The sequence below is a fragment of the Phycisphaerae bacterium genome (assembly GCA_019636475.1).
Classification (GTDB): domain Bacteria; phylum Planctomycetota; class Phycisphaerae; order UBA1845; family UTPLA1; genus JADJRI01.
Map to the genome: position 1 here is coordinate 24,652 of JAHBXN010000006.1, position 25,569 is coordinate 50,220.

Below are 25,569 nucleotides of genomic sequence, written 5' to 3' on the forward strand. Positions count from 1 at the left end.
GGCCCTTTCGCGATGAAGCGCCGCTTTAATTCGGTCCACAGAATTCGAAACTTGTGCGATCGATGGAATGCAACGCATGCACAGCGACAACCCGATTGACAACGCGCGCGTTCTGGACGAAATCGCCGATTCGCTGCCGGAATATCAGCCGATCGAAATGCTCGCGCAGGGCGGACAGGGCGAGGTTGTGCTGGCCGAGCAGCGATCCACCGAGCGACTCGTTGTTTTGAAGATACTTCCTCGCGAGAATCCGGTCTCCGTCAGCAGTGCCGAGCGCTTTGCACGCGAAGTCAAATCCATTTCCCGTCTCCAGCACCCCAACATCATCAAGCTGCACGACAGCGGAACACTCCGTGGCCGGCCGTTTATCGTTATTGAATTCGTCGATGGATGGACCCTTAACGAGTACCTCGAAGCAACCAAACCGACCACACAGTATATTGCATCTCTTTTCGCGAAAATCCTGCACGCGGTTCACCACGCCCATCAGCGACAGATTATTCATCGCGATCTGAAGCCCGCCAATATCATGGTTGACTCTGATGGCGAACCCCATGTACTCGACTTCGGCCTTTCGACCATCCTTTCCGACTCGATTTATGACGCGCCCGAACAGCGTATCTCCCTGCCGGGTCAGGTCGTTGGCACTCTTTGCTACCTGAGCCCCGAGCAGGCCCGTGGTCGCAACGAACTTGTCGATACACGCAGTGATATCTACACGCTGGGCGTGCTGCTGTTCGAAGCACTGACCGGAAGACTGCCCTACATGGAGCAATCAGAGGGCCGAGCGCTGCACCAAGCGATCATGGGTGGCTTCATCATCTCGTCCGGTGATGGTGACGACGCCGCCCAGAGCCTGAGCCGCATTCCGACCGATCTCGCCGCCATTGCATTCAAAGCGATGAAATATGATCCGGACGAGCGGTACAAGTCTGCTGAAGCCATGGCGGAGGACCTGGAGCGATACGCGCGGGGCGAAGCCGTTCTGGCGCTGAGCAGCCGAAATCGATTGTACGCCGCTCGTAAATTCGCCCTGCGGCACCGCTTGCCGATCGCGGCGTCGGTCCTGCTAATCGTCGCCGTGATCATTTCCGGAGTCATTATTTCACGCGAGCGTGACGAGGCCGTCCGACAGAGAGACGCCGCGCAGGCCACCGCACAGTTGTCGCATGAGCTTATGAACCGAATCGTGGACGAGGTGAACGACCTGATCCGGCCGCTCGCCGGCGGGGACGAGGCGCGGCTTCGCGTTCACCGGATACTGGCGCGGCAGTACACCAAGCTGCACGAACTGATCGGATCCGAGGCAACGGCTGACGATCTTGAGTGCGGCATTCTTCTGAATATGGGCGAACTGGCCGCCGGTGAGGGCAACCACGAAACCGCGATCCGATACTTTGAATCCGCCATTGAGAAGCTGAATGCAATTCCGTCTTCGTTGCCGGAACATCAATTCCGTCAGATTCGAGCGTGGATTGCGCTGGGACAATCAGGACATGAGCCGGAAGAGAATTTTCGAACGGCTCTGGAGCGCGCCGACGCTTTGATGACTTCCTCGCTTCGGGATAAAGAGGCGCTGAAATGGTACTTGCGCGCCATCAACGCCTTCTGCGAACTGCTCGTGCATCGCGGCCGATTCGTTGAGGGCCGGCAACTGATCGATCGGTTCGAAGCGAAGCACGGTTTGATTGATCCGGAGGACGATCTTGACTCGACCCTGCTTCGGCTCCTCGCAGAGCACGAAGACTGGTGCGCCGAGATCGGCTCGCGACTGGGTGAATACGCCGACGCGCTTGCATTTCTTCGATCTGCATTGAAAATTCGCACAACGATTATCAATCGCCGGCCGACGGATACCGAGGCGCGCCGCGGCCTCATGCGAACGCAGCACCGGCTGTTCGACCTGTTGCTGAAGAACGGCAACCTCGTGGAATCGAGAAAGCTTATCGATGAGGCCGTCGCGCAGGGAGAGTATCTCGTTCGGGCGAACCCCCTGAACGATCTGTGGCTGCTCGATCTCGCTCACGCCTACAGCCGACAGAGCCTCCTGAACGAAAACGAGCAGCGCGATGCCGCCGCGGTTGAGAGCGCCCAACGCGCGATTGATCTTTGTGAGCGCCGTCCGAATCAGGACAGCAACACCCTCGAATGGGAACGGCTGCACGCGGGCGCTTACCGGCAACGCGGAATCGGACGGTTCCGGCTGGAGTATTTTGAAGACGCGGACCGCGATTTTCTGGAGTCCATCCGGCGCTACCGCCTTCTGATCGTTGATGACCCGGATAACACCTTGAAGCGTTCGCTCGCCAGAACGCTCGACTGGTCGGGCCGATGCGCCGAGGCGCTCCGGCGACCGCAGCAATCGCTCGAGTTGTATTCAGAGGCCATGAAGATTCGCAGCGAACTGGCCGCGGCCAATTCCGAAATCATCGACTACCAGATCGACCTGGTCGTGTCCAAGATGAAGCTTGCAGCGTGGCACCTCCTCCGGAATACGGCTGAAGACGACCTGGCCGCCCTGAGCCTGATGGACGCGGCCGACCGGGCAATTGAGAAACTGAAAGCCGAAGGCAAACTCGAAGGACGCGACGCGATTTACGCGAAGCATCGACACGCCCTCAAGACCAATCGAAATTCAATCGAACGACGAGCTCGGAAGCGATTGTCATCGGCAACCGAGCCCGTCGCCCCTCAATGACCGGACGCCTAGTGCACTTCGTCGGCGCGCTGCGAGACCAACCGAGACAGGCAGACCTCGATCACGTTGACCAGCGTATTCGGACTGGAACTGCCGATCCACAGGTTCAGCTCGTCCGGTAGCTCCACATAGGAGTATCCGCCGACATGGGGGAGCCGCTCGACAATCTCATTCAGCAGTTCGCAGTGACTCTGTAACATTGCGATGCCGCCGCTCAATGGCGCTGTCGAGACTCCGAATCTATTACGCTCATTCGTCATTTGGAATCCTCGTGTACCTGCAAACTTCAATTGAGCGCATTGAAACTGGATCGGGCCCGATCACGATCGTCCAATCGCCCGCAGAACTCATCCAGCCCGCCGCCTTTCCCGGCCGCTGGATCCACCTCGTCTTCATCAACGACCACCGTCTCATCTTCGCCCTCGGTCTCCGGATTCTCTTCATTCTCGAATTGGAGCCGATAGTTCATCTGCGCCATCAGGCTGGTTGTCGCCAGGCTCCTCGGCCCCGCCGATTCGATTTCATACTCCAGGCCGGCGGGGAACGATTGCCCCGCTTCGTCCGCAATCCCCGAGATTTTCGGAAGCGCTTCGAACTCCGCGAGTTCCGGCGCTTCCGGATCATCGTGCAGAACCCAGAACAGCCCATCGATCGTTCCGACGGCCGGCCCCGTGTCGATCCATCGCCCCTGTTCAACATCAAACCGATTGAACAGCCGAATATCGACCTGACTTACACCCCAACCGACGCTGCTGCCTGATTGATCCTCCGCCGACAACGCCAACCTGAGCACGTAATAGTCACCGGTGACTTGATCCGCAGGCAGCGTGTATCTGATCCCATAAGCCGGGATAGGGCCCTCCGCTTCTACTTTAACGCCGACAGAAAGTGCAACGACCATGACCGCCAAGACAACCTTTCGCCTTTGCATGGGAATCACTCCTCATGCGGCACGGGCGCACCGATCGCGCTGGCCATTCAAATTGGCGGCTGACTTGCTCAATCTGATAATGGAAGCGAGGTTGGCCCGAGCTCGCAAAGATGCCGAGCGATGCACGCGGCGAAAACGCCGCAGTCAAATGTACCGCTCCTCATCTCTAAAAGACTCAGGCCAGGCTCGCGCTCATAAGAAAATGTCCTATAATAATATCCGGGTGTTTACCTGATCCACGGTTGACCACAACACCCGCTTATTTGTGAACATACCGACACCCGCACGGCACCCGTTCACGAGTGCCATGCTAGTTGCAGTGAATCCATTACGTTCGTTTGATGCTCTTCGCCGAGGCTGGCGTCAGCCGGACATGGCGACTTTAATTGGCATGTCGGGTGGGCGTCGCGCCGTTCAGCCGTTCTTTGGTAATTCGCCGGATAGCCTCGCGACGGAACGATGCCATGGCGCGCGACACCTTTTCGCTTTGGTCGCTGTTCGAGATGGAACCGATGATGCGCCGAAGCGCAGACCCAAGGAAAAACTCGAAGGATGACCCATGAAGCGGCGTGTACCCCTCTTCGAAGTGAAGAAGCAATGCCGCCATCTCATCCGCCGTCAGCCCTGAATCGACGCTTATTCCGCGGGATCGACGAAGCAGGTGACGCCGACTTATGGGATCGTACGAAATCTCAATCCCCGCCGCGCCGAGCCGTTCGATGTACCGATGAAACGTCCGGCGGCTGATACCCAGTTCCAGTCGCAATCGCCCACTGCTTAAGCCCTCCGGTTCATGGTAGAACCGCGATAGGAAGTACAGAACTCGATCGACCCGTGAACCATTCAATCGGGGAGCCGAGGGATTTGCCGAAACCATCTTTCGCTCCGCGGGGCTCCGGATTCGGTTGCGAGGAAAATCCGAATCGTTCGAGCCGCACCGCCCCAAGACCTTGAACGGACGAAACAGCGATGAACGACGGTTCCCTGACCGCCCCGACCACGCAGAACGTCCCCTCTATTCGTCTAAAAGATGAAATCACTCCCCGCGATCAGGAATTCTCAAAAAAAATGCCGCGCGATGGACGCCAACCCCGAAAATCGACCCCACAGGCCCGCATTTCCCGATTATTCGAGGGTCGGGCGTTTCATCCGCTTCCCCCTGTTCCACGATCCCGGCTTCCCCGCAATAATCTCAGGGCTCAGGAGCGATCGAGGAACACCGACCCATGCCCGAACCAGCAGAAAAACCAACCCACTTCATCCACGAGATCATCAATGCCGACAACGCCGCCCTGAAATGGGGCACATGGCCAGACAGCGGCACCCCCAGGGTCCATACCCGTTTCCCCCCGGAGCCCAACGGCTACCTCCACATCGGCCATGCGAAAAGCATCTGCCTCAACTTCGGATTGGCGGAGCAATACGCCGGAAAATGCAACCTTCGTTTCGACGACACCAATCCGGAAAAAGAGGAAGAAGAGTATGTCCGGAGCATCATCGAGGACGTGCGATGGCTCGGCTTCCACTGGGATGGCGCCTCGAAAGCGGCCGCCTCGGCAGGCGGCGACCCCAAGGCGGGGGTCATCTTTTCGTCGGACTATTTCGAGAAAATGTACGAGTGGGCCGTCCGACTTATTGAAAAGGGCAAGGCCTACGTCTGCGATCTCACGGCCGAGCAGACGCGCGAATTCCGCGGCACGCTGACAAATCCCGGCAGGAACAGCCCCTTCCGCGATCGACCGGTCGCCGAAAATCTTGATCTCTTCGCCCGAATGGCCCGAGGCGAGTTCGCGGACGGCTCCCGAACGCTTCGCGCCAGGATCGACATGGCCTCACCCAACCTGAACCTGCGGGACCCGGTCATGTACCGAATCGTTCATGCGACCCACCACAACACGGGCGACAAATGGTGCGTTTATCCCATGTACGACTGGGCGCACGGCCTCGAAGACAGCATCGAAGGAATCACCCACAGCATCTGTACGCTCGAATTCGAGAATCACCGGCCGCTTTACGACTGGTTTATCGACGCCATCAATGAAGGAGAACCTCCCGATCGGCGAATCCACCACCCGCAGCAAATCGAATTCGCACGGCTCGAACTGACTCACACGCTCATGAGCAAACGCAAGCTGCTTGAGCTTGTCAAAGGCGGGCATGTCCGCGGCTGGGACGATCCGCGCATGCCCACGCTGAGCGGCCTTCGCCGCAAAGGCTATCCACCCGAGGCCATCAGAAATTTCGCAGCGGACATCGGCGTCGCAAAATTCAACAGCACGATCGACGTGGTCCGGCTCGAAAACGCCGTCCGCGAAGTCCTCAACAAGTCCGCCCCGCGCAGAATGGCCGTCCTGCGACCGCTCAAGCTCGTCATCACCAACTACCCGGAAGCGGGAGAATCTCTCGAGGCCGTCAACAACCCGGAAGACGCCGCGGCCGGAACGCGAATGGTCCCGTTCTCGCGCGAGCTATACATCGAACAAGAGGACTTTCAGGAGACACCGCCCAAAGGCTATTTCAGACTCTTCCCCGGAAATGAAGTGCGACTGCGCTATGCGTACTTTGTCCGATGCACCGGATTCATCAAAGACCCCGAAACCGGCGCGATCAGCGAAGTTCACTGCACGTACGATCCGGCGACCCAGGGCGGAGACTCGCCCGACGGCCGAAAAGTCAAGGGCACGATACATTGGGTCAGCGCGCCCGACGCGATCGAGGCGGAGGTGCGGCTCTATGATCACCTCTTCACAGCCGAAGATCCGGAAAACGTTCCCGCCGGCGGCCGATATCTTGACCAGCTCAACCCCACCTCGCTTGTCACGCTTCGCGGCTGCAAGCTCGAGCCCAGCCTGGCGACGGCGGCATGTCATCGCGATGAACACGGCGCAATCGCGCCCGATCGCGTCCAATTCGAACGCCACGGCTACTTCGCCACCGACCCCGACGGCACGCCCGGTATGCCCGTCTTCAACCGAACCGTTTCGCTCAAGGATACCTGGGCCAAAGCACAAAAGAAGAAATGACGGCTCCGAATATCCGAGCCGCCCGAGCGCATGCCCTGTTTCGGCGACAGAACATCCGGTTTCCCGGCGCGATGCCGCTCGCGAACGCGCAAAGTGACTTTCCATGCCCCCGTTCGGCGTGCTATGATGGTCTCACTCGCATAAAGGTAAAGGTTCACCGAAACGAATGCCGCTCGCGGCATTGGGCTTCTCTTGCCGTCTGTTGCCATGAATCGTCTTCGTCACGTTGCCGCCGCTTTCACCCTCTTCGTGTCGGGCTGTGGATTCCTCGATCCATCACCACCTTCCGATGCCGAGCTGGGGCGCGGTCTGATCATCATGTACCCCGGCGCATTGAACACCACGTTCGAAATGCTGGGATTCTATGCCGGTATGCGCGCGGCCGGAGTTCAACAGGCAATCGAGATCAAGCCGTGGGCGCCGCCGCTGCTGAACTTCGTCATACCCCGGGATTTTGTCGAGTATGAGCGGCCGTGGGCGCGCGAAGAGGCCCGGCGAATCGCCCAATATCAACGCGACTATCCGGGAAGGCCCGTCACCCTGCTCGGATACTCGGGCGGAGCCATGGTCTGTATACTTGTAGCCGAGGAACTTCCCGCCGGCCATGCGATTGATCGTGTCATAATGATGTCACCCGGCGTGTCCACGACCTACGATCTGGAGCCCATGCTCGCGAATACCGCCGGCAACGCGATCGTTTACTGGTCGCCTCTGGATACCGTCGTCAACTTCGCCACCAGCCTGCTCGGCACGCTTGATGGATTCTTCGGACCCTCGGCCGCCACGCTGGGCTTCGCAAACAACAATCCCAAGCTGCAGCAGGTCCAGTTCGGCCCGCAGTTCGCCGTATTCGGGAATGAGGGCGAACACACCGATTACGCGTTTTCCATCGAGTGGATCAGCCAGTTCGTCGCGCCGTGGATCGCCCGCGGCTAGGCCGCGACCGCCGGCGCTCCATTCGGCGCGGCCGCAAATCATCCGACGCGCGAACGCTCCCGCCCGATTTTCGGTCGCGATTGCCCGTCAATCGCTCGCGGTCATCACCGCTTGTGCCACGACTTCGCACTTCGCACCATGCCGCCTTGCCAAGATCCGGAATCGACCCCAACATGACCCCGATGTCGATCACCGACAGACGACTGATTTGCGCCTGTGTCATCGCCGCTTGTGCGGCATCGGTTCTGCTTTTCTCCGGCGCAGGACCCATGGACCCCTCGTCCGCCACGTGGTCCCAACCGCTTGCGATCATCGCCGACCTCTGCACCGTGCCGGCCGCGACGGCTGACATCGCAGACATCCGCGACAGCGTCCTGTTTTTTGCGCTCGCCGCATTCCTCGTTGTGCTGGCGATTCGACGCGGACCCGAACAGGGGTCGCCCGCCGCCGGCCCGGGCGCTCGCCGTCTCGAAGCCCCGGCGCCGGTGAACCCACCGCTTCGCTGGCTCCTTCAGGCCGGGCTTGCGGTCATCTGCATCGCGATTCTCTCGGCCATCGTGAACGACTCGTGGAACACATCGAGCGGCTGGATTCTTCGAACCGCCGCCGGAATCCTCTGGGCCGTACTCATCGGTCGATACTTTGACGACCGCATGATCCGAATCACGCTTCACGGCATGCTGGTTGTCGGAGTCGTCGCCATCGCGCTGGCGGTGCTTCATCGCGCGGACCGACACCTTGCGCACTTCGTCTGGCCGATCGGACCGATTACCGCCACCGCCACGATGTCAACTGTGTGGCTCGCACTCGCCGCCGGCGCCCTGGTCGGCACGGGATTCCGTCGCGAAATGATGTCCCGAAGCGCCACCTATCTCCTGATCGCCGCGTTCGCCGCCTACGCGCTGGCTCAGACCGGGCGACGCGGGCCCTCGGTCGCAATCCTCGGGGCCGCACTGCTCATGATAGCCCATGAGCGCTGGGCCGCCGCTTCAAAACGAAGACACCGCGCGGTCATCATCGCGGCCATGGCCGCGGCAGCGGGGCTCGGGGGGTTCTACGTTGTTCGCGAGTTGAACCGTGCCGACCGCGTGGCATCCGGCGCGGTGAATCTCCGTCTTGAATACTGGAAGCTGTCACTCGAACTGGTGCGCCAGCAACTTTCGCTCGGCGCCGGCCCGGACAATTTCATTGCCCGAATGACGACAACCGTCGCGCCGCTACGCGGCATCTCGCCGCATGTCTATCATGGCACAATCGACGCCGACGCACACAACGAATGGATCCAGGCGGCGGTCGAACTGGGCGTGCCGGGCGCCATCTTCTGGGCGGCATTGCCCGCCGGAGTGCTCCTGCTCGTCTGGCGGCCAAACGCGACGGACCCATTGATCCGAGATCATCTCCATCAGCCCGCCGTTCGGGCCAGACATGCGTTCGGCGATCCTGCCCGCAAACCGCTCACGCTCGCGTTCGGCGGCGCATTGCTTGCCATCCTCCTCGCGGAATGTTCCGGCATCATGCTTCGCGGCCCGATTCTGACGGTCTGGTACTGGACGCTGCTTGGCCTGCTTTGCGCCTGTGCGTCGCCGCGATCCGTCTCGTTACAGCCCGGCCCCGACGCTCGGCATCCTGTTCCCCGCCACAAACAACGTGCATGGACCGTGACACTGCCCGCACTGGTCACGTCGGCCGCCTGCCTGCTGGTCGCGTGGATCGACCTTTCCAACGCCGACATTCGCGCACCCGAAAGGATGATCCAGCCCGGTCCGATGGATCAACGACTCTATTCGCTTCGCACGCTCGAGCTCTGGCGCCGCGGCGCGGATCGATCTTCGGAACGTGCTGCACAGTCTGCGGACATGACAACGCGGCTTAAGGCCGTCGAACACTGGCGACGCCTGTACGATTGGATTCCCGGCGCGCAGGACACGGCCGCTCGCTATGCCGCCGCACTGCTCGATGCGAACGACCGCGACGAGGCGAACCGGGTATTGGATCGCGTCCTGCGGCTCGGCCTGAATCCCTATGAGCCGACCGCCAATCTGCTCTACGCGCGGGCGATCGCCGATGACCCGAACGAGAAATTCGAGGCGGTCCTGCGGGCGCTGCGTCATTCAGCCGTCGCCGATGGCTGCGGTGCCGTCCTCGACGCACTTGGCAATCCGGCCGGCATCGCCGGATTGAAATCGGAGAAAATACAGGAAGCCCGCGCGCGTGCGCTGGCCATGCAGCCGATCGAGTGGGACGACGCGGCCGGCGAACGGCTCCGAGCTGCCGCTTACATCGCCTGGCGTGCGGGCCGCACCGAAGAGGCGCTCAATTCCCAGCGCCCCGCAGCCGCGCTTTATACCTACATCGAAGCGTACGACAGCCCCTACCGCCGCGGCCACGATGCAGAGACGGATGTCTATTTTTCCCTTGCCGCCATGCTTCGAGCCGCCGGCCCGCAGAATCTTGACGAAGCCTTCAAGGCCATCGTCGCGGCGGAACGCTACGCCGTTCTGGGAATCAGGCACGAATTCGTCGCCGACCCCGACCCAAACCAGGGCTACGTCGGCGGCATCATCGTGCCGACCGAGTTCCCGGAGCGGCTCTACCCGCTCTGGCGCCTGTCCGCTCAACTCCGCGTCGAATCCGGCAATGAGGATTTCGTTGAATTGCGAATTCTCTCGTATCTGCCGCCCGAAGCGCGAGCGCCGCGGGTTCTGCAACAGAATATTCAGCGAGAGCTTGTACGCCTTCGGGCCGCCGCGAAATCACCTGCAACCAGTCAGTGATCGGGCGATGGCAGGGGCATTTGCGCCATCCAGTGACCGTCGCGGAACGAAAGACCGCAGCATCAGGCCGTCAGCATCGCATGAATGCCGCGAGCGGCGATCTTGCCTTCCTGAACAGCGTCGACCACCTCGGCGCCCTTGCTGATGCAGTCCCCGCCGGCGAAGAGCTTCCTGATAGATGTCGCGCCCGTGGCACGGTCCACCGACACCCGGCCGTTCTCGACCTTCAGCCCCGGGATGGATCGCAGCAGATCCATCAGGGGTTCCTGTCCCAGCGCCTTGACGATCATGTCCGCCTCAAGAGTGAACTCGCTCCCGGGGATGTTCTCCAGCCGGGAGGCGCGGCCCTCGGCCGATTGCCGCGTTCGAACGCACTCGATTCCAACCGCCCTTGGCGTCGTTCCGCCGGCCGGTCCGACGCCCGTGCCGGAGAGGATTCGAAGCGGCGCCGCTGAGAAAATCCAGTCAATTCCGTCCGATCGGGTCAGCTCGTATTCATACTTGAACGCCGGCATCTCGCGATGGCTCCGACGATAGACAATGGTGACTTTCTCCGCGCCAAGCCGCACGGCCGCCGTCGCGACGTCAACCGCCGTGTTTCCGCCGCCGATGACGAGGACATGTCGCCCGCACTCGCACTGGTCGAGCGGTTTGGTATGAGTCTGAAAGATGAAGTCGAGGGCTTCCCACACGCCGGGCAGGTCTTCGCCGGGAATATCGAGCTGTGCGGTCCTCCCGAGTCCGACGGCAAGAAAGACCGCATCGTGATCTTCAAGCAGCCTGGCGACGCCTGGCCCGTCGATGCGCGAATTCAGCCGAATGTCGATTCCGCCGATGGCTTTGACCTGCTCAACCTCGGATAGCGCGAACGCGGTGTCATACTTATAAACGGCGATGCCATGCGTGTTGATGCCACCGGGGAGTTCGCGCGCCTCATGGATGGTGACGGCGTGTCCGTGCTTGCGAAGTTCGTGTGCACAGGTAAGCCCGGCAGGCCCGGCGCCGACAATCGCGACGTGCTTGCCCGTGCTCTGGCCCGACTCGAAAAACCGGATTTTCTTGTCAGCGGCGGCGTCGCAGGCATATCGTTGAAGGCGGCCGATCCGCACCGGGGCCTTGAGCAGGGTGTTGTCGACGCAGGCGCCTTCACAGAGGACTTCCGTTGGACACGCTCGGGCACAGGAGCCGCCGAAGATGTTGGCGTCGAGAATGGTCTCTGCGGCGCCCACCGGATTCTTGTGCAGTATCTGCCGGATGAACCGGGGAACGTCGATGTGCGTAGGACAGGCACGGGCGCAGGGCGCGTCGTAACAGAAAAGACATCGCGCAGCCTCGGCGACCGCCTCATCGTTGGTGTATCGCGGTTCGAGTTCCGCAAAATTCTTCGCGAGTTGAGTCGCCCGATCGGTTGTTCTGTTTGATGCCATGGGCGGCGATTATAGCGAATGAGCCGGATGCGTCAGAATTCATCGGACGCCCGGCACATTGCGCAAAAACGGCTTTTTGAGGCGCAAGATGGCCTTTCAGCGACGCAGGGAGGCAAGATTAGGTGAAGGTTTGGTGTGGAAATTATAGGACCACGCCACAACATATGGTGTAATAGGGCGATTCTGCAGTCGCGATTTAGTGTAATTCACAAGCCGCCGTTTCGCTCGTTTCATTGCTGTTACTGCTTGATTCTCAATGGCTTGACCGATAATCGCGCATGCGGGCTTTCTATCGGCACTGTTTCAATACCGGGCACTTGGACCTATATCTTGTGGTTTCCCATTCCGAAAAAACTGGAGTAATCAGCACTGTCAAACCGATATTTCTGGTATCAGCGACAGCACTGGGAACAGCGATGACGCGGCAGTAATTGCCGTTCACAGTGAAGCTGAAAACGACGTGAATATCAGACGAGATGGGAACGTTTGAAATAGAGACAACCAGATAGGGTTGGGGCAAACGAAGCGGCAAGGATGGTAGCAGATATGACGGACATAAATGGAGTTGGAACCCTGGCCTCGACGTCGACGCTTCGCGATTTCGCTCAGCAGTCGTTCAAGCGATCGTCGCCCGAAGGCCTGGACCCGCTCGCGGACCGCGTGGAGATTTCTGAAGTCGCGGCATTCCTCAGCCAGTTGGCGGAATTGCCGGAGGCTCGTGCACGCAAAATCGTGGACATTCGCAATTCAATTCAGAATGGCACCTATCCGATCGGCGAAAAACTGGATCAAGCGCTCGATCAGATTCTGAACGCCTTGTAGTGATTGGCATCAGCCCACGGCGCCGGACTCAACACGGCGGACTGGGTAACACCGAACGAATGCCATGATCCGAATCGGGCCGTCCGTCGAGGGCGGCTCGTTTTTTTTGGGGGGAGACGAGCGCATATCGAAAAGTCCGTTACGCGCCGGGCCGAGTGATTATTCTCAGGATTCACTCAAACGCGCTTATTCAGGGACGCTGCGGGCGGCCGACTTGACTGGGCGGCGCGCGGATCGATACGATCTGTAAGCACACGGCAGCACAACTCAAAGGGGAATACGGGATCATGTCGATGGTCGCGAATCGCAGTTCGCGTTCGTGTTTCAGGTGGCGCGCGCTCGCGGCATTTGCGATCGGCCTGTTGTGTTCCTCGACCGGCGTGCGGGCGTCCACCGTCGAGGCGATGAGCCTCGGCACGCTTGCTGATTTCTCAGGTCAGGTGCTGATCGGCGAGATCGCGTCGGTTCGCAGTTTCTGGGCCGAGAATCCACGGCGGATTGAAACGGAGATCACATTTCGCAACGTGACGTTCCTGAAAGGGCGCTTGACCGATTCGGGCGACACCTTCTCGCTGATTGTGCCCGGCGGAACCGTCGGCGACACGAGCATGCGCATCTGCTGTGCGCCGCAGTTCAAGACCGGAACGCGCCACCTTCTCTTTCTGCTCCCGACCTACAAGACATTTCCGACCGCCGGACTCGATCAAGGCGCGTTTGAAATCGTCCGCGACTCCGCCGGCGTTGATCGGGTGTACCAGGGTGCGTTACGACCCGTGACGGGAATCGATAACGACGGATTCGTGCTGCTCGGCGGCGCGCGCCGCGTCGATCCCCATAAACGCCTGGCCGAGGCGAATGGCGCCGTCATTCGCGCGATCGACCGGACACAGGCCGACGAAAGTGCCGCCGGCATGTCGCTCGCCGATTTCATCGCGTGTGTCCAGCCGATTCTCAATGCGAGCCGTGAACACAAGCTGACCGAACCCGCGGGACGGCGAGAGCTCGTCGAATTGCGCGCGGTTCCGCTGAAGGGAGCGGCGGGAACGGCCGGGCGGCGGCAGACCGCCGGCAAATCCGATCGCCGACAATCCGCGCAGCGCGGCAGCGCCGAAGGAAACGTCGCTCCACAAATCACCACTGAGCGCAGAGCGCCGGTTGAACGTGACGACGCGCGGAAGACGGATTCCGCAAGAACCGGCGATGCGGAGCAATCGTCACCATCACGCGACGACAGTCAGGTCGGAGGCGGGCGATGAAGCCATTGACCCGTCACACACTCGCCGCGGCGGTGGCGCTGCCCACGATGATCGCGGGCATCGTCTTGAGCGACCGCGCCGATGGGTTCAGTTGGTTTCAGTACGGCGCGTACGACGTGGTCTGGGTTAATGCCCGGAGCACACGCTACCTTTCGCCGGTCACGTTTCCGCCCGGCAGCGCCCCCGACACGATGATTCAGGAATCCATGGGGCTTTGGAATATCGTTCCTGCGAGCCGGTTTCTTTACAGCTTTGTTCGCAACGCGCAGGAGTTCCCGATCGACAATTACGACGGCTACAGCGACACCGCAGCGGTGCCGGCCTCATCGCTTGATCCCGGTGTTCTGGGAGTGACGTATCTCGTGAACAATGGTCCGGTCTGGTACGACATGGACATGGTGTTCAGCGATTTGCCGTCGGGCGTGGGCTATACCTTCGATCCGAATCCGCCATGCGACGTTGTCACGGCACCGACACCGACGAACGGTTTCTCATTCCTGCTGGTTGCGGTGCATGAGATGGGGCACGCACTGGGCCTTGGGCACGACCCGCAGGGCACCGAAGCACCCGGCACGCCGTTTCTGGTGGCGACGATGAACCCGCGATATCCAAGCGGCGGGCCGATGGGCCAGGAGAACATCATCGAGCTGCACGCGGACGATCGCAACGGCGCACGGTATCTGTATCCGAACACGGGCCCTTCGGATCCGTACGTTGATCTGGCGGCGTCGGGATACACGTTTGGTTCGATCGTGGGCAAGGCGATTCCGGTGTTCTTCACGCCGACAAGCATTTCGCCGGGCGGGACACTGACAATTCGTTCGGTGATCGAGAATCTGGGTTTGGGAAGTTTTGCGTATGTCCGCCAGGGATTTTACTTATCGTCTGATCCACTGATCGAATCGACGGACACCCTGCTGGCTGACGCGCGGTGGGATCTCGCCTATGGCGATGCGGTCGATTTCGATGCGGATGTCGATCTTCCGGCCGATCTCGCGGCGGGCAGTTATTATGTCGGAACAATCTTCGACGACCTGGACGAAGTAGACGAAACATATGAGGACAACAACGCGGCATCGTACTGCACGCCGTTGACCGTGGTTCGCCTGGCGCCGGTGGTGAATGACATTTTCCAATCCGCGGCAGTCTGCGGGCAGCCGTACTCGGGGCCGACGCCGTCGGTGACGCACCCCATCAACATGTCCCCGATCACCTGGTCGATCGACAATCCCCAGCCCGGCATGACCATCAACTCGACGACCGGCGTAGTGTCATGGCCGAATCCGATTCCATCGCCATTCATGTACCAGATCTTCGTGCGCGCGACGAACAGCGCAGGAACGACCACGAAATCGATGCTGATCGGCGTGGGTAGTGCGCCGCCGCAGGTCTCGACGATTTCGCCGCAGAGCTGGTCGGCATGTGCCGGATCGTACACGGGGCCGACGCCCGCGGTGACGGATCCCGGCTGCATGAATCCGATCATCAACTGGTCGCTGGACGCGGGGCCGTTCGGCATGACGATCAATCATGCGACCGGCGTGGTGTCCTGGCCCGCACCGATCGCCCGGGCGACGCCGTATTCAATTTCGATTCGCGCAACGAACGCGGCCGGGAATGGTACGCGAACCTGGCTATTGCACGTCGGCTCGGGCGGCGACCTGAATGGCGATCTGATTGTGACGCCGGACGATGCGGCGGCGTTCGTGGATGCCCTGCTGGGATTGAACCCCGGGGGCGTCGCCGAGGCCGACATGAACTGCGACGGGTTAGCGGACGGCCGGGACGTCGCCGTCTTTGTCCAGATTCTGCTGGGCGGCTGACGACAGATCCGGGAAAGGCCCGGCATCCCGCGCCACTTCGACAGGTTTTCACGGTCTGACATCTGGGATTGGAAGATCGGCTGGTGGCTTCGGCGCGCAGCACGTATTACAATGTAATACGCACCTTCAATCGCGAAGCTGCAACCATTGGCAATGGCTTGTCCGCATGTCGATACGGAAACACCATTTCAACCCGATCCGATGGATGCCCACGGTGCATGCGCGGCGGCCCGCGATCGCTTCGATTGCGTTGCTCGCCGTGGTAACGGCACTGGCGCATTGCGATTCATCAAACCCGCCCACGTCACAGCCGGCCACGACAGCGTCCTTGCGTGTGTCGGTTGCGATTCCGCCGCAGGTCTATTTTGTGAAGCGGATCGGCGGCGATCGGGTCAGCGTGCATGCCGTGCTCTCGGCGGGGCAATCGCACGGCGCATTTGATCCTTCTCCGAAGCAGATGGCGCTTCTGGCCGGTTCGCGGGTGTTCTTTCGGATTGGCGTCGGTTTCGAGGGTCCGCTTCTGCGGAAACTGGCTGATGTCTCTCCGCAGACTGAAATCGTCGACACGCGCGACGGCATCGAGCTGTTGCGCCTCGCGGAGCACGGTCACGACGACGAGCATGACCACGACGAGGATCACGTCTGCGGCGACAGCGAGCTGGACCCGCACATCTGGCTCGACCCCGTCCTGGTCAAGACGCAGGCCCGGACGATCTGCGCCGCGTTGTCGCGACTGGAGCCGGCCAATGCGGATGAATTCAGGAGAAATCTCGCGGCGTTCGAGGTCGAGCTGGACGAGCTCGATTCGCGAATCGCCGAAACGCTCAAGCCGTATGGCGGCAGGATGCTGATCGTGTTTCATCCATCGTTCGCGTACTTCTGCCGGCGATACGAACTGTCTCAACTTGTCATCGAAACCGCGGGGAAGGAGCCGGGGCCGCGGCGCATCTCGGACCTGATCAAATCGGCGCGGAAGGCCGGCACGAAGGTGGTGTTCGCCCAGGAGGAATATTCGGCGGCGGGAGCGCAGGCGGTGGCGGAGGCAATCGGAGGGCGGGTGGTTCGCCTGGCGCCGATGTCGGCGGACTGGGCGGCCAATCTGCTTGGCATGACTGAGGCCATTGCGGCCGGGTTCCAGCCGTCGTAGAGGCGAGATCATTGGCTCATCAACACACGAAAGGCTGTTGCGACGGATCGAAGGACTCGGCGCCGGCGACCGCGGGCGCCGGTCGGTGCCACGGTCCCGACATGGCGGATGCGGTGCTGCGCTTCCGCAATGTCGCCTTTCGCTACGACGAAACACCCGTCTTCTCCCCCGAAGTATCATTCTCGCTCGCACGGGGCGACTTCGCATGCATCGTCGGCCCGAACGGCGGCGGAAAAACAACACTGCTGAAGCTGGCGCTGGGGCTGTTGACGCCGTCGGCCGGCGAGGTGGAGGTCATGGGGGGACCGCCGCAGGCCACGCGGGGTCGCGTCGGCTATATGCCGCAGCACGCACAGCTTGACCCGAAGTTTCCCGTGACAGTCGTGGATGTCGTGATGATGGGGCGACTGGGACGAACCGGCCCAATCGCTCGCTATGGCCGCAAGGATATCGATGCCGCATCGGCGGCAATGGAAAGCGTCAATATATCGGCACTGTCGAATCGGCCCTTCTCGGCCTTGTCCGGCGGTCAACGGCAGCGCGTGCTGATCGCGCGGGCGCTGTCATGCGAGCCGGAGGTGCTTATGCTGGATGAGCCGACGTCAAACCTGGACGTGGCGGCACAGAACGACCTGTATGAACTGCTCCACGAGCTGAACAAGCGGATGACGCTGCTACTCGTGTCTCATGACATGGGCTTCGTCTCGAAGTTCGTGCGAACGATCATCTGCGTGAATCGCCACGTGGATGTGCATGCGGCGAAGGAAATTGCGGGCGACTACATAAGCGAGATGTACGGCCGCGACATGCGGTTGATTGTTCACGATCACACCCATGGCTGAGCCATGGCGTCGGTGACGGCGCGGAGCAGTGCGTCCACCCGGTCTGCACGAAGATTATGGAATTCATTTCGGCCATTTCGAACCCTGATTACGGCTATCTCCGGGTGGCGCTGGCCGCCGGGCTGCTGGCGAGCGTGGCGTGCGGCATCGTCGGATCCTATGTGGTGACGCGGCGAATCACGTATATCGCCGGAAGCATCGCCCATTGTGTGCTCGGCGGCATGGGCGCGGCAAGATACATGCAGATCGTGCATGGCTGGACCTGGGCGACACCGCTGGCAGGGGCCATTGCAACGGCACTTCTGGCCGCATTGATCATCGGGTGGGTGACGCTTCGCGCGAAGGAACGGGAAGACACCGTCATCGGAGCCTTGTGGGCCATCGGCATGGCGGTCGGAATTCTGTTTATTCAGAAGACGCCCGGTTCCTCCGAAGACCTGATGAGCTATCTGTTCGGCAGCATCGTGATGGTGCGCACGGTGGATCTGTGGATACTCATCGCGCTGGACACGATCATCATCGCGACCGTTGCGGCCTTGTACCATCCGCTGCTGGCGGTATGTTTCGATGCCGAGTTCGCCCGGCTTCGCGGTCTGTCGGTCGAGACCTACTACCTCCTGCTGCTCTGCCTGACGGCGCTGACGGTCGTGCTGCTGATTTCAGTGGTCGGAATCGTGCTGGTCATTGCGCTGCTGACGCTGCCCGTCGCGATTGCCGGCCAGTTCTGCCGCACGCTGCTGAGCATGATGCTCGCCTCGGTCGCGATCTGCATGTTCTTCACGGTCACGGGGCTGGCGTTGAGCTATGGTCCGGACCTGCCGGCCGGCGCGACGACGATCGTACTCGCGGGCGGCGCCTATCTGCTGGTGCTTGGCGTGAAGAAGGCGCTCCCTGTCGGCGATGCGGGCAGAAAAAAACCCGGCGACCGCGAGGATCGCCGGGCCTGAGTTTTTCAAACAATCAACCGAGTCGTGTCGATCAACGGGCGGCCGGGCTGATGCCGCCGCGGCCGGCACATCACGTTTACCTGCGCGAGCGCCGATTGCGCCGGCGAGCCCGCATCGTGCCGCCCGCGATGCAGAGGGTCATCATCAATACCGCGCCGGGCAGCGGCGTTCCCGCGGCACACGTCTCCAGGACGGCGATGAGCCGGTCAATCTGCTCGGGTGACAGCGGGAAGTCGCTCCACGAGAAGCCCGGATCGACGACGTTGCCGGGATAATAGTCGTAGATGTAACCGCAGTTGCCGTATTGACGCATATCCTCGCCGCTGAAGAAAGTCACTTCACCGGCCTTGGTGGGCTTGTCGCGATCACTGATGTTGATCGTCGTCAGCGCGATATCGGAAAGCGCGAAGAGGCGGTCGCCGAGAACACCGACGCGGCTGGCGTTCCCCTTGGACTCAAACGAGCCACGCTGCGTCAGTGCTGTGTCACTGAAGTCGATCAACTGCACGCCGTTGGTGCAGCTCGGGCCATAGTAGAATGGCTCGTCATCACCGTTATCGTTGCTGTTGTTGTCATCCTCTTTCACGTCGTCGTTGCGAGCCGTACCGGTGCTGGGCGGCATTGCGCCGCCGATTGAATCACCCCAATCGACGTGCTGGAATGGAACGACGATCAGGCCGAGTTCCTCGACGACCTTGAACGCCTTTTCATCATAGGTCGCGTCGGAGGAGGTGTACGAGCCCGGCGGACCCAGGATGACGCGGCCGAGTTCCTTCGGAGCAGCCGGGTCTTTCACGTCATAGTAGGCCACGGCTGGTCGATTGCCGTTGGTATCGTCAATGCCGATCGCGATGAGGCGATCGCCGCGAGGCTCGATATGGGTGGAGTACCCGGGGACTTTCAACTCGCCGGCAACCACCGGAGCGGCCGGATCACTCAGATCGATCACAAAGAGGGGATCGACGATTAGGAATGTCACGGCGTAAGCCCGCTCGCCATCAAACCGCATGGCCTGGAGCGACTCGTTTTCGATGATCTTGGTGGAACCGAGCGGCTTGACGTCGTCCCGATCCGAAATGTCGTATGTGAAAAGCTTGACGGCCTGGAACCCGAAGCCGGTGGATTCCGTGGCAATTCGGAAAACATCGCCGAATGCGTCCATGTAGAAGCGATTGCGAATCCAGCCCGGGACGGTGAATTTGCCGCGCAGCGCGATCGAGCCGTCCGGATCGGAGATGTCGATCACCTGCACTTCGGTCAGGACATTTCCGGAGTTGAAGTCGTAAGCCTGGCTGGCCGCGAAGATGGCTGAATCCGACGTGTGCATGGTGAGCGCGGCGCCGGAGAGCGACTTGCGCTCGACCGGGGTGATGTTCGCCGGGTCGGCCACGTTAACGGATGCGACGAAACCTTCGCCGACGGGCGCGTCCTCGCTGTTGCTGTTCTCCGCGCCAATCGCAAAATAGGGCGCGTAGTTGGAGCCTACGACATAGATCACATCGCCCACGCGACGGCTCTCGTTGGCGAATCCGACGAGATTGACTTTGCTCTCCAGCGTGGGGGCCGTCGGATCGGACACGTCAATGATCGCAAGCCGGCTGCCCTCGAAATCGGGCCGAGGAGGCATGGGGCCATCCGGTGCGATGGCGAGCGCTTGATCGTTCTGGCCGACGGCGAGATCGACGCCGCCGCGCCCAAACCCGTAGCCGCCGCCATAGTAGTAGTAGGTGTCCGCGCTCAGTAGGACATACGCCTGATTTCCGCCAACATACATTTCAACGCCGCGGCCGCGAAGGTCGAGCTGGCCGAGCAGCGCCGGGGAATCCGGGTCCTGCACATCCACGATGAGCAGCCCCTTGAAGCGATTCAGGGCGTAGAGCGTGCCGTCAACGATTTTGACAATGTCTGCTTCCTCGATGGCGCGAGCAACGCTTTCGCTCGCACGTGCACCGCTGCCAGAATCCTGGGAGGGGGCGCCGAAGTCACCGCTCGAGTTCGGACCGGGGGTATTGGGCGCGACCGACCCGTTGCCGACGGGGCTTAATGATTGGGCAGTGTCGCATCCGACCGCGATCATCATGGCTGCTAAGGCGGCAACCATCGACGTTCCGCCGAATACGAAGCGGTACGCCCGGGGAGACGGGGAGAGACGTTGGGTGTTGAGTTTCATAAGGGAGCTGTTCCTTTAGCGAGGACAGGTATAAAGAGTGATCGGCCAAGCGAGGAGGCGAGCTTTCCCAACGTCTACCCATGCGCCGGGAACGCCCGAATAACGCGCATCATATCGCAACAGCGCGACTCACTTCAATAGAAAGCATACAACATTCCCGACCGATCCGCCTTCTCGCAATTCGCCCGCTGAACCGCCGCGAGAACCTCGCCGTAACCCTATCACCGGCCGCTGATTAAAGAACGAGTCCGGGAGGAATCCGCTTCGCCCGCGTACAGCAAGGGGTGTTTACGGTTTCCGGGGAAGTCTGGGGAGTTTCCGGTTGAAACCAACGCAATCTTTCAAGAAGATGGCGGTTTGATCTGTCCGCAGATTCGGCGCGAATACGGGGGGGCGGCAACCACTCCATACTTCACCTTTCCGTCGCCGGCAACGCCGAGTGCATTGCGATACTTCCAAGCACCGCCTGATGGATTTTTACGCACTTGCAGGGGAACCCATGAACGAAATGAAACTTCGCACTGGTCGAATGATCGCTTCACTGGTCCTTCTGTTGATGGCCGCACAGTCGGCGATCTCGGAAGAACTTCCACTAAAACGACCCCTGGCGATTACCAATATCAAGGTTGTGATCTCGCCGGGCTCCGTCCTGGAGAGGGCGACGATTCTGATTGAAGAAGGTCGGATTGTTGCGGTTGGGGCGGATGTGTCCGTTCCCGCGCATGCCGAGCGGTTTGAGGGATCGGGCCTGGTGGCCTACTCCGGTTTTATTGATGCGCTGAGCCATCGCGGCATCAGCCGGACGGAACCGCCGACTGAGGAGATCGCCCGGCTCGCGGACGAATCGCCGGACGTGCGCGAAGGCGTGCAGTCGGCGACGGTGGAAGGATATCGGCGGCTGGTGCATCCTTCCTGGCGCACCGCCGAACTCTTCGACCCGTCCGATGCGAAACGCGAGGACTTCCGATCCGCAGGATTCACGACCGCGCTCGTAGCGCCGCGTCCGGTGATTTTCTCCGGTGAAAGCGCGATCGTTGCCATGGGCGACGATCCCGCGCGCCGCTCGATCGTGCGTGAGCGCGTGGCGCAACATGCCGCGCTCGTGACCCGGTCGGACTCAGGCGGAGGCCGTCGGCGCGGAGGCGGTGGTGACGGAGGTGGATACCCGGGCACGACCATGGGAGCCATCGCCCTGTTTCGACAGACGCTTTCGGACGCCGAATGGCATCGCGAGCTTCTGGCGTGGTCGTCACGGCAGTCCGTTTCCGAGCGACTGCCGGTCGATCGGGAGTTGGAGGCCCTGTGGCCGATCATCGATGGCGAGTTGCCGACGGCATTGACGGCCAACACCGAAACGGAGATCCACCGCGCCCTGGATCTTGCGGCGGAATTCGGTCTGCGGCCGATCATCGTGGGCGGCAAGGAGGCGTGGAAGGTCTCGGCGCGATTAAAGGAAGAGAATGTGCCGGTGATCGTGAGCCTGAAGTGGACGGAGGAACCGAAGAAGCCCGGAAAGAAAACAGCTGATTCCGCGGCTTCGGTGAAAATCGACGAGGCGGAAGCGGAGGCACGGGGAATCGACCGCTCGCCGGTCTTTGATCGAGCATGGGAAGACCAGCCGTGGGAACCGAAGCGGCTCTATGACGAGCGCGTGCGCCTCTGGGAAGAAGAGATCGACAACGCCAAACGGCTGGACGAAGCGGGCGTCCGATTCGCGTTCGGATCGTTCGAGATGAAGTCGCCTGACGAATTGCTGAAGCAGCTTCGCAAGGCGATCGAACGAGGGCTTCCGGAAGATGCCGCGATATCGGCATTGACGACGGTGGCCGCCGACATTCTGGATCTGGCGAATGAATGCGGCCAGGTCGTGCCCGGCCAGTGTGCGAACCTGACGCTGATGTCCGGCCCGCTGTCCGAGAAGGACGGCAGCGTGAAGTGGGTGGTGGTCGACGGGCGCATGTTCGATGTCGCCCGGCGCAACGATCGCGGACCGAAGGGCGAAGGCGAGGGCCGCGGGCCTGGAGCGCGCGGCGGCAGGGGCCCGAAAGAAACCGAGGATACAGCCGAGAAATCCGCCACGAGCCTGCCGACCACCACGGACGCGACATCGGATGAATCCGCCCCGACCACATCGAGCGCGCCGGCGGCCAGCCAGCCGACGACCACCAGCGCGCCGAGTGACGAACCCGACTGGCCGGAGTATGCGTGCGAAATCGAGGCCGACCGCACGCCGCGGTTTCGGACGGGAGGCAGCCTGCTGATCCGAAATGCAACGCTGCTGACCATTGTCAACGGGGATCTGGCACAGACCGATTTATTGGTGAAGGATGGTCGCATCGCGGCCATCGGTCCGAACCTGACAGCGCCGGACGGCGTCACGACGGTGGACCTGCGCGGATACTTTGTCACGCCGGGATTGATCGACCCGCACTCGCACATGTGCATCAGCGGAGGTGTCAATGAGTGGTCACTTTCCGTAACACCCGAAGTTCGCATTGCCGATGTCGTGAATCCGAAGGATTCCGGAGCGTTCCGGGCGCTGGCGGGCGGCGTCACCATGATCCACACGATGCACGGTTCCGCCAACACGATCGGCGGGCAGAATACGGTGTTGCGGCTGAAGTATGGCGAACCGGTGTCCGCGTGGCGAATGCCGGAAGCGCCGCGCACGGTGAAGTTCGCCCTGGGCGAAAATGTGAAGCAGTCAAACTCGCAGACCCGCGGCACCCGGTTCCCGAATACGCGAATGGGCGTGGAGGCGGTTTTCCGGCGGAGCTTCGATGCAGCGCTGGCATATCAGAAGGAATGGGACACCTTCAAGCGCGAAAAGGCATCCGGAAAGGACCCGAAGCCGCCGAGGCGAGATCTCCGGCTGGAGGCGCTCTCAGAGATTCACGCCGGACGCATCTGGGTGCACTGCCACTGCTATCGGGCGGATGAGATTCTGCGCCTGCTGGACATGGCGGAATCCTATGGTTTTCGGATCGGCGTGCTGCAGCATGTGCTGGAGGGCTATCGCGTCATACCGGAGATACTGAGGCACGGCGTGTCGACGTCAACCTTCTCGGACTGGTGGGCGTACAAGCTGGAAGCCTACGACGCAGTGCCGTTCAATGCCGCACGCATGGCACAGGCCGGAATCGTCACCACGGTGAATTCGGATTCGCACGAGGTGATTCGGCACATGAACCTCGAGGCGGCCAAGTCGCTCCGGTTCGGCGGACTGAAGGCGAACGACGCACTGCGGCTCGTCACGCTCAACGGCGCGATTCAGCTCGGCGTCAGCGACCAGGTGGGGTCCATCGAGGTCGGCAAGCGGGCCGACCTGGCGGTTTTCAACGGCCACCCGCTCGATACATTCGCGAAATGCGTCATGACGCTGATCGACGGCGAAACATACTTCGTGCATCCATCGCTTGAACCGGCAACCCCCGCGCCCCCCATCGAAGCAAGAAGCTTCCCCGCGCCGCGCGATCCGATGCCGATCGCGACGGCAACAGGCGGAAATTACTGGATCCGCGGCGGAAACGTGCATCCGATCAGCGGTGCGACGATCGAAGGAGGACTCGTCGTGATTTCGGGCGGCCGCATCAGTCGAGTCGGCCCGGATGACGGCGCTGCGGCACCAGCGGGGTTCACGGCCATCGACGCGAAGGGGCTGCATGTCTATCCGGGGTTGATCTGCGCGGGGGTTTCGCTGGGACTGGTGGAGATCGAGTCGGTGGCGGGAAGCGTGGATGCCAGCGACATTGCACGCTTTCAGCCGGATCTGATGACGCTCTCGGCATTCAACCCGTTCTCAGCGGGCATCGCCGTCGCACGCTCCGAAGGCGTCACGAGCACCCTGGTGATTTCGGGCGGCGGCGTCGTGCAGGGCCAGTGCGGCATTGTGCATCTGGAGGGGTGGTCGATGCCCGAGGCCCGGTTCGCTTCGCCGGTGGGGTTGATGGTTCAATTGCCGTCGATGGCATCGCAGTTTCCGTGGTGGATGGACGACGAGGCAAAGGAGCAGGCGAAAAAGGACTTCCCCAAGAGTCTGGCCGCGGTCGAGGAATTCTTCCGCACCGCAAGGCAGTATCATCGAATGAAATCGGTGGGCGCCGAGCCGGCCTTCGAACGGCGATTTGAAGCAATGCTCCCCTACCTCGCCCACGAGCGGCCGGTCATCTTCCGGGCGGACACCCACAAAGCGATTCTCGAAGCACTTCGATTCGCGGAGAAGTATGAGCTGAGGCCGATCATTTTCGGCGGCCGCGAGGCGTGGAAGGCCGCGTCGGAGCTGGCCGACCGGAAGGCGGACGTCATCATCACTCGATCAATGAACCTGCCGGCCGGGGAATTCGAACCATGGGACAGCGTCTATGCCAATGCGGCGACACTGCGTCGGCACGGCGTGCGATTCTGTTTCACCGTCGGCGAGCCAAGCCTGACAAAACAACTGGGCGTGGAGGCGGGCATGGCGGTCGCTCACGGCCTGGAGCAGGAGGCCGCCCTCTCGGCCATCACGCTGGATGCGGCGCGGATCCTGGGTGTTGACGATCAGCTCGGCTCACTGGAGGCGGGCAAAATCGCGGACGTGATCATCACGACCGACTCGCCCTTGCAGGCGAGCAATTGCGTCGTGGCGGAATTCATTCGCGGCGTGCCGGTCGATCTGTCCAACAAGCACACCCGGGACGACGCGAAATTCAGAGCGCGGCCGACACCACAGCTCCCGCCAATCGGGGAGCTTCGCGGACCGCCGATCATGCGCATGAAGCCCGCGGCCTGACG

The 25,569-nt window shown here is 61.4% G+C and carries 16 protein-coding genes; 11 read left to right on the plus strand and 5 right to left on the minus strand.

Going from position 1 to position 25,569, the window contains the following annotated elements; all coding sequences use genetic code 11:
* The first annotated feature begins 76 nt into the window (after positions 1 to 76).
* Complete coding sequence (locus KF841_10875) at positions 77 to 2,698, plus strand: serine/threonine protein kinase (GenBank protein ID MBX3395858.1); 2,622 nt, start codon at positions 77 to 79, stop codon at positions 2,696 to 2,698.
* 8 nt (positions 2,699 to 2,706) lie between these two features.
* Here the strand turns inward: KF841_10875 and KF841_10880 are convergent, their stop codons facing one another.
* The 3 genes from KF841_10880 to KF841_10890 form a co-directional block, all read right to left on the minus strand.
* Positions 2,707 to 2,898 carry a hypothetical protein gene (locus KF841_10880; GenBank protein MBX3395859.1) on the minus strand — a complete coding sequence of 64 codons (192 nt, stop codon included), beginning with the start codon at positions 2,896 to 2,898 and terminating at the stop codon, positions 2,707 to 2,709.
* An 86-nt stretch (positions 2,899 to 2,984) separates the two neighbouring features.
* Entirely contained in the window at positions 2,985 to 3,629 is a 645-nt protein-coding gene (locus tag KF841_10885; protein ID MBX3395860.1) for a hypothetical protein, read from the minus strand.
* Positions 3,630 to 4,011: 382 nt separating this feature from the next.
* On the minus strand, positions 4,012 to 4,506 hold the full coding sequence (locus tag KF841_10890; GenBank protein MBX3395861.1) for an HTH domain-containing protein: 495 nt from the start codon (positions 4,504 to 4,506) through the stop codon (positions 4,012 to 4,014).
* Positions 4,507 to 4,855: 349 nt separating this feature from the next.
* Here KF841_10890 and KF841_10895 point away from each other — a divergent pair, with 349 nt between their 5' ends.
* The 3 genes from KF841_10895 (at position 4,856) to KF841_10905 (ending at position 10,362) form a co-directional block, all read left to right on the plus strand.
* On the plus strand, positions 4,856 to 6,652 hold the full coding sequence (locus tag KF841_10895; protein MBX3395862.1) for a glutamine--tRNA ligase/YqeY domain fusion protein: 1,797 nt from the start codon (positions 4,856 to 4,858) through the stop codon (positions 6,650 to 6,652).
* A 207-nt stretch (positions 6,653 to 6,859) separates the two neighbouring features.
* A complete protein-coding gene (locus tag KF841_10900) occupies positions 6,860 to 7,588 on the plus strand; it encodes a hypothetical protein (protein MBX3395863.1) in 729 nt (242 codons plus the stop codon).
* A 173-nt stretch (positions 7,589 to 7,761) separates the two neighbouring features.
* The gene (locus KF841_10905; GenBank protein MBX3395864.1) at positions 7,762 to 10,362 is read left to right on the plus strand and encodes an O-antigen ligase family protein; all 2,601 of its coding nucleotides are present in this window, start codon (positions 7,762 to 7,764) and stop codon (positions 10,360 to 10,362) included.
* A gap of 62 nt (positions 10,363 to 10,424) precedes the next feature.
* Here the strand turns inward: KF841_10905 and KF841_10910 are convergent, their stop codons facing one another.
* A complete protein-coding gene (locus KF841_10910; protein MBX3395865.1) occupies positions 10,425 to 11,789 on the minus strand; it encodes an NAD(P)-dependent oxidoreductase in 1,365 nt (454 codons plus the stop codon).
* Positions 11,790 to 12,335: 546 nt separating this feature from the next.
* On the opposite strand from KF841_10910, the gene KF841_10915 reads away from it, so the two are divergent.
* From KF841_10915 to KF841_10940, 6 genes are all read left to right on the plus strand, one after another.
* The gene (locus KF841_10915) at positions 12,336 to 12,611 is read left to right on the plus strand and encodes a flagellar biosynthesis anti-sigma factor FlgM (GenBank protein ID MBX3395866.1); all 276 of its coding nucleotides are present in this window, start codon (positions 12,336 to 12,338) and stop codon (positions 12,609 to 12,611) included.
* Positions 12,612 to 12,898: 287 nt separating this feature from the next.
* Entirely contained in the window at positions 12,899 to 13,867 is a 969-nt protein-coding gene (locus KF841_10920) for a hypothetical protein (protein ID MBX3395867.1), read from the plus strand.
* Positions 13,864 to 15,690, plus strand: coding sequence for a matrixin family metalloprotease (locus tag KF841_10925; protein ID MBX3395868.1), 1,827 nt, complete (start codon positions 13,864 to 13,866; stop codon positions 15,688 to 15,690). Before KF841_10920 ends, KF841_10925 begins: the two co-directional genes overlap by 4 nt.
* Before the next feature lie 166 nt (positions 15,691 to 15,856).
* A complete protein-coding gene (locus KF841_10930; protein MBX3395869.1) occupies positions 15,857 to 16,837 on the plus strand; it encodes a zinc ABC transporter substrate-binding protein in 981 nt (326 codons plus the stop codon).
* A gap of 101 nt (positions 16,838 to 16,938) precedes the next feature.
* Complete coding sequence (locus tag KF841_10935) at positions 16,939 to 17,679, plus strand: ABC transporter ATP-binding protein (GenBank protein ID MBX3395870.1); 741 nt, start codon at positions 16,939 to 16,941, stop codon at positions 17,677 to 17,679.
* Between the two features lie 53 nt (positions 17,680 to 17,732).
* Positions 17,733 to 18,626, plus strand: coding sequence for a metal ABC transporter permease (locus tag KF841_10940; GenBank protein MBX3395871.1), 894 nt, complete (start codon positions 17,733 to 17,735; stop codon positions 18,624 to 18,626).
* Positions 18,627 to 18,702: 76 nt separating this feature from the next.
* Here KF841_10940 and KF841_10945 read toward each other — a convergent pair whose 3' ends face one another.
* Positions 18,703 to 20,796: a beta-propeller domain-containing protein gene (locus KF841_10945; protein ID MBX3395872.1), complete on the minus strand. Its 2,094-nt coding sequence runs from the start codon at positions 20,794 to 20,796 to the stop codon at positions 18,703 to 18,705.
* A gap of 499 nt (positions 20,797 to 21,295) precedes the next feature.
* Here KF841_10945 and KF841_10950 point away from each other — a divergent pair, with 499 nt between their 5' ends.
* A complete protein-coding gene (locus KF841_10950) occupies positions 21,296 to 25,567 on the plus strand; it encodes an amidohydrolase family protein (GenBank protein MBX3395873.1) in 4,272 nt (1,423 codons plus the stop codon).
* Positions 25,568 to 25,569 lie beyond the last annotated feature (2 nt).

What these genes read in the sequence shown, in the direction of transcription:
- KF841_10875 (MBX3395858.1), top strand. Translation starts at nt 77, where the DNA reads ATGCACAGCGACAACCCGATTGACAACGCGCGCGTTCTGGACGAAATC.
- KF841_10880 (MBX3395859.1), bottom strand. Translation starts at nt 2,898, where the DNA reads ATGTTACAGAGTCACTGCGAACTGCTGAATGAGATTGTCGAGCGGCTC.
- KF841_10885 (MBX3395860.1), bottom strand. Translation starts at nt 3,629, where the DNA reads ATGCAAAGGCGAAAGGTTGTCTTGGCGGTCATGGTCGTTGCACTTTCT.
- KF841_10890 (MBX3395861.1), bottom strand. Translation starts at nt 4,506, where the DNA reads ATGGTTTCGGCAAATCCCTCGGCTCCCCGATTGAATGGTTCACGGGTC.
- KF841_10895 (MBX3395862.1), top strand. Translation starts at nt 4,856, where the DNA reads ATGCCCGAACCAGCAGAAAAACCAACCCACTTCATCCACGAGATCATC.
- KF841_10900 (MBX3395863.1), top strand. Translation starts at nt 6,860, where the DNA reads ATGAATCGTCTTCGTCACGTTGCCGCCGCTTTCACCCTCTTCGTGTCG.
- KF841_10905 (MBX3395864.1), top strand. Translation starts at nt 7,762, where the DNA reads ATGACCCCGATGTCGATCACCGACAGACGACTGATTTGCGCCTGTGTC.
- KF841_10910 (MBX3395865.1), bottom strand. Translation starts at nt 11,789, where the DNA reads ATGGCATCAAACAGAACAACCGATCGGGCGACTCAACTCGCGAAGAAT.
- KF841_10915 (MBX3395866.1), top strand. Translation starts at nt 12,336, where the DNA reads ATGACGGACATAAATGGAGTTGGAACCCTGGCCTCGACGTCGACGCTT.
- KF841_10920 (MBX3395867.1), top strand. Translation starts at nt 12,899, where the DNA reads ATGTCGATGGTCGCGAATCGCAGTTCGCGTTCGTGTTTCAGGTGGCGC.
- KF841_10925 (MBX3395868.1), top strand. Translation starts at nt 13,864, where the DNA reads ATGAAGCCATTGACCCGTCACACACTCGCCGCGGCGGTGGCGCTGCCC.
- KF841_10930 (MBX3395869.1), top strand. Translation starts at nt 15,857, where the DNA reads ATGTCGATACGGAAACACCATTTCAACCCGATCCGATGGATGCCCACG.
- KF841_10935 (MBX3395870.1), top strand. Translation starts at nt 16,939, where the DNA reads ATGGCGGATGCGGTGCTGCGCTTCCGCAATGTCGCCTTTCGCTACGAC.
- KF841_10945 (MBX3395872.1), bottom strand. Translation starts at nt 20,796, where the DNA reads ATGAAACTCAACACCCAACGTCTCTCCCCGTCTCCCCGGGCGTACCGC.
- KF841_10950 (MBX3395873.1), top strand. Translation starts at nt 21,296, where the DNA reads ATGAACGAAATGAAACTTCGCACTGGTCGAATGATCGCTTCACTGGTC.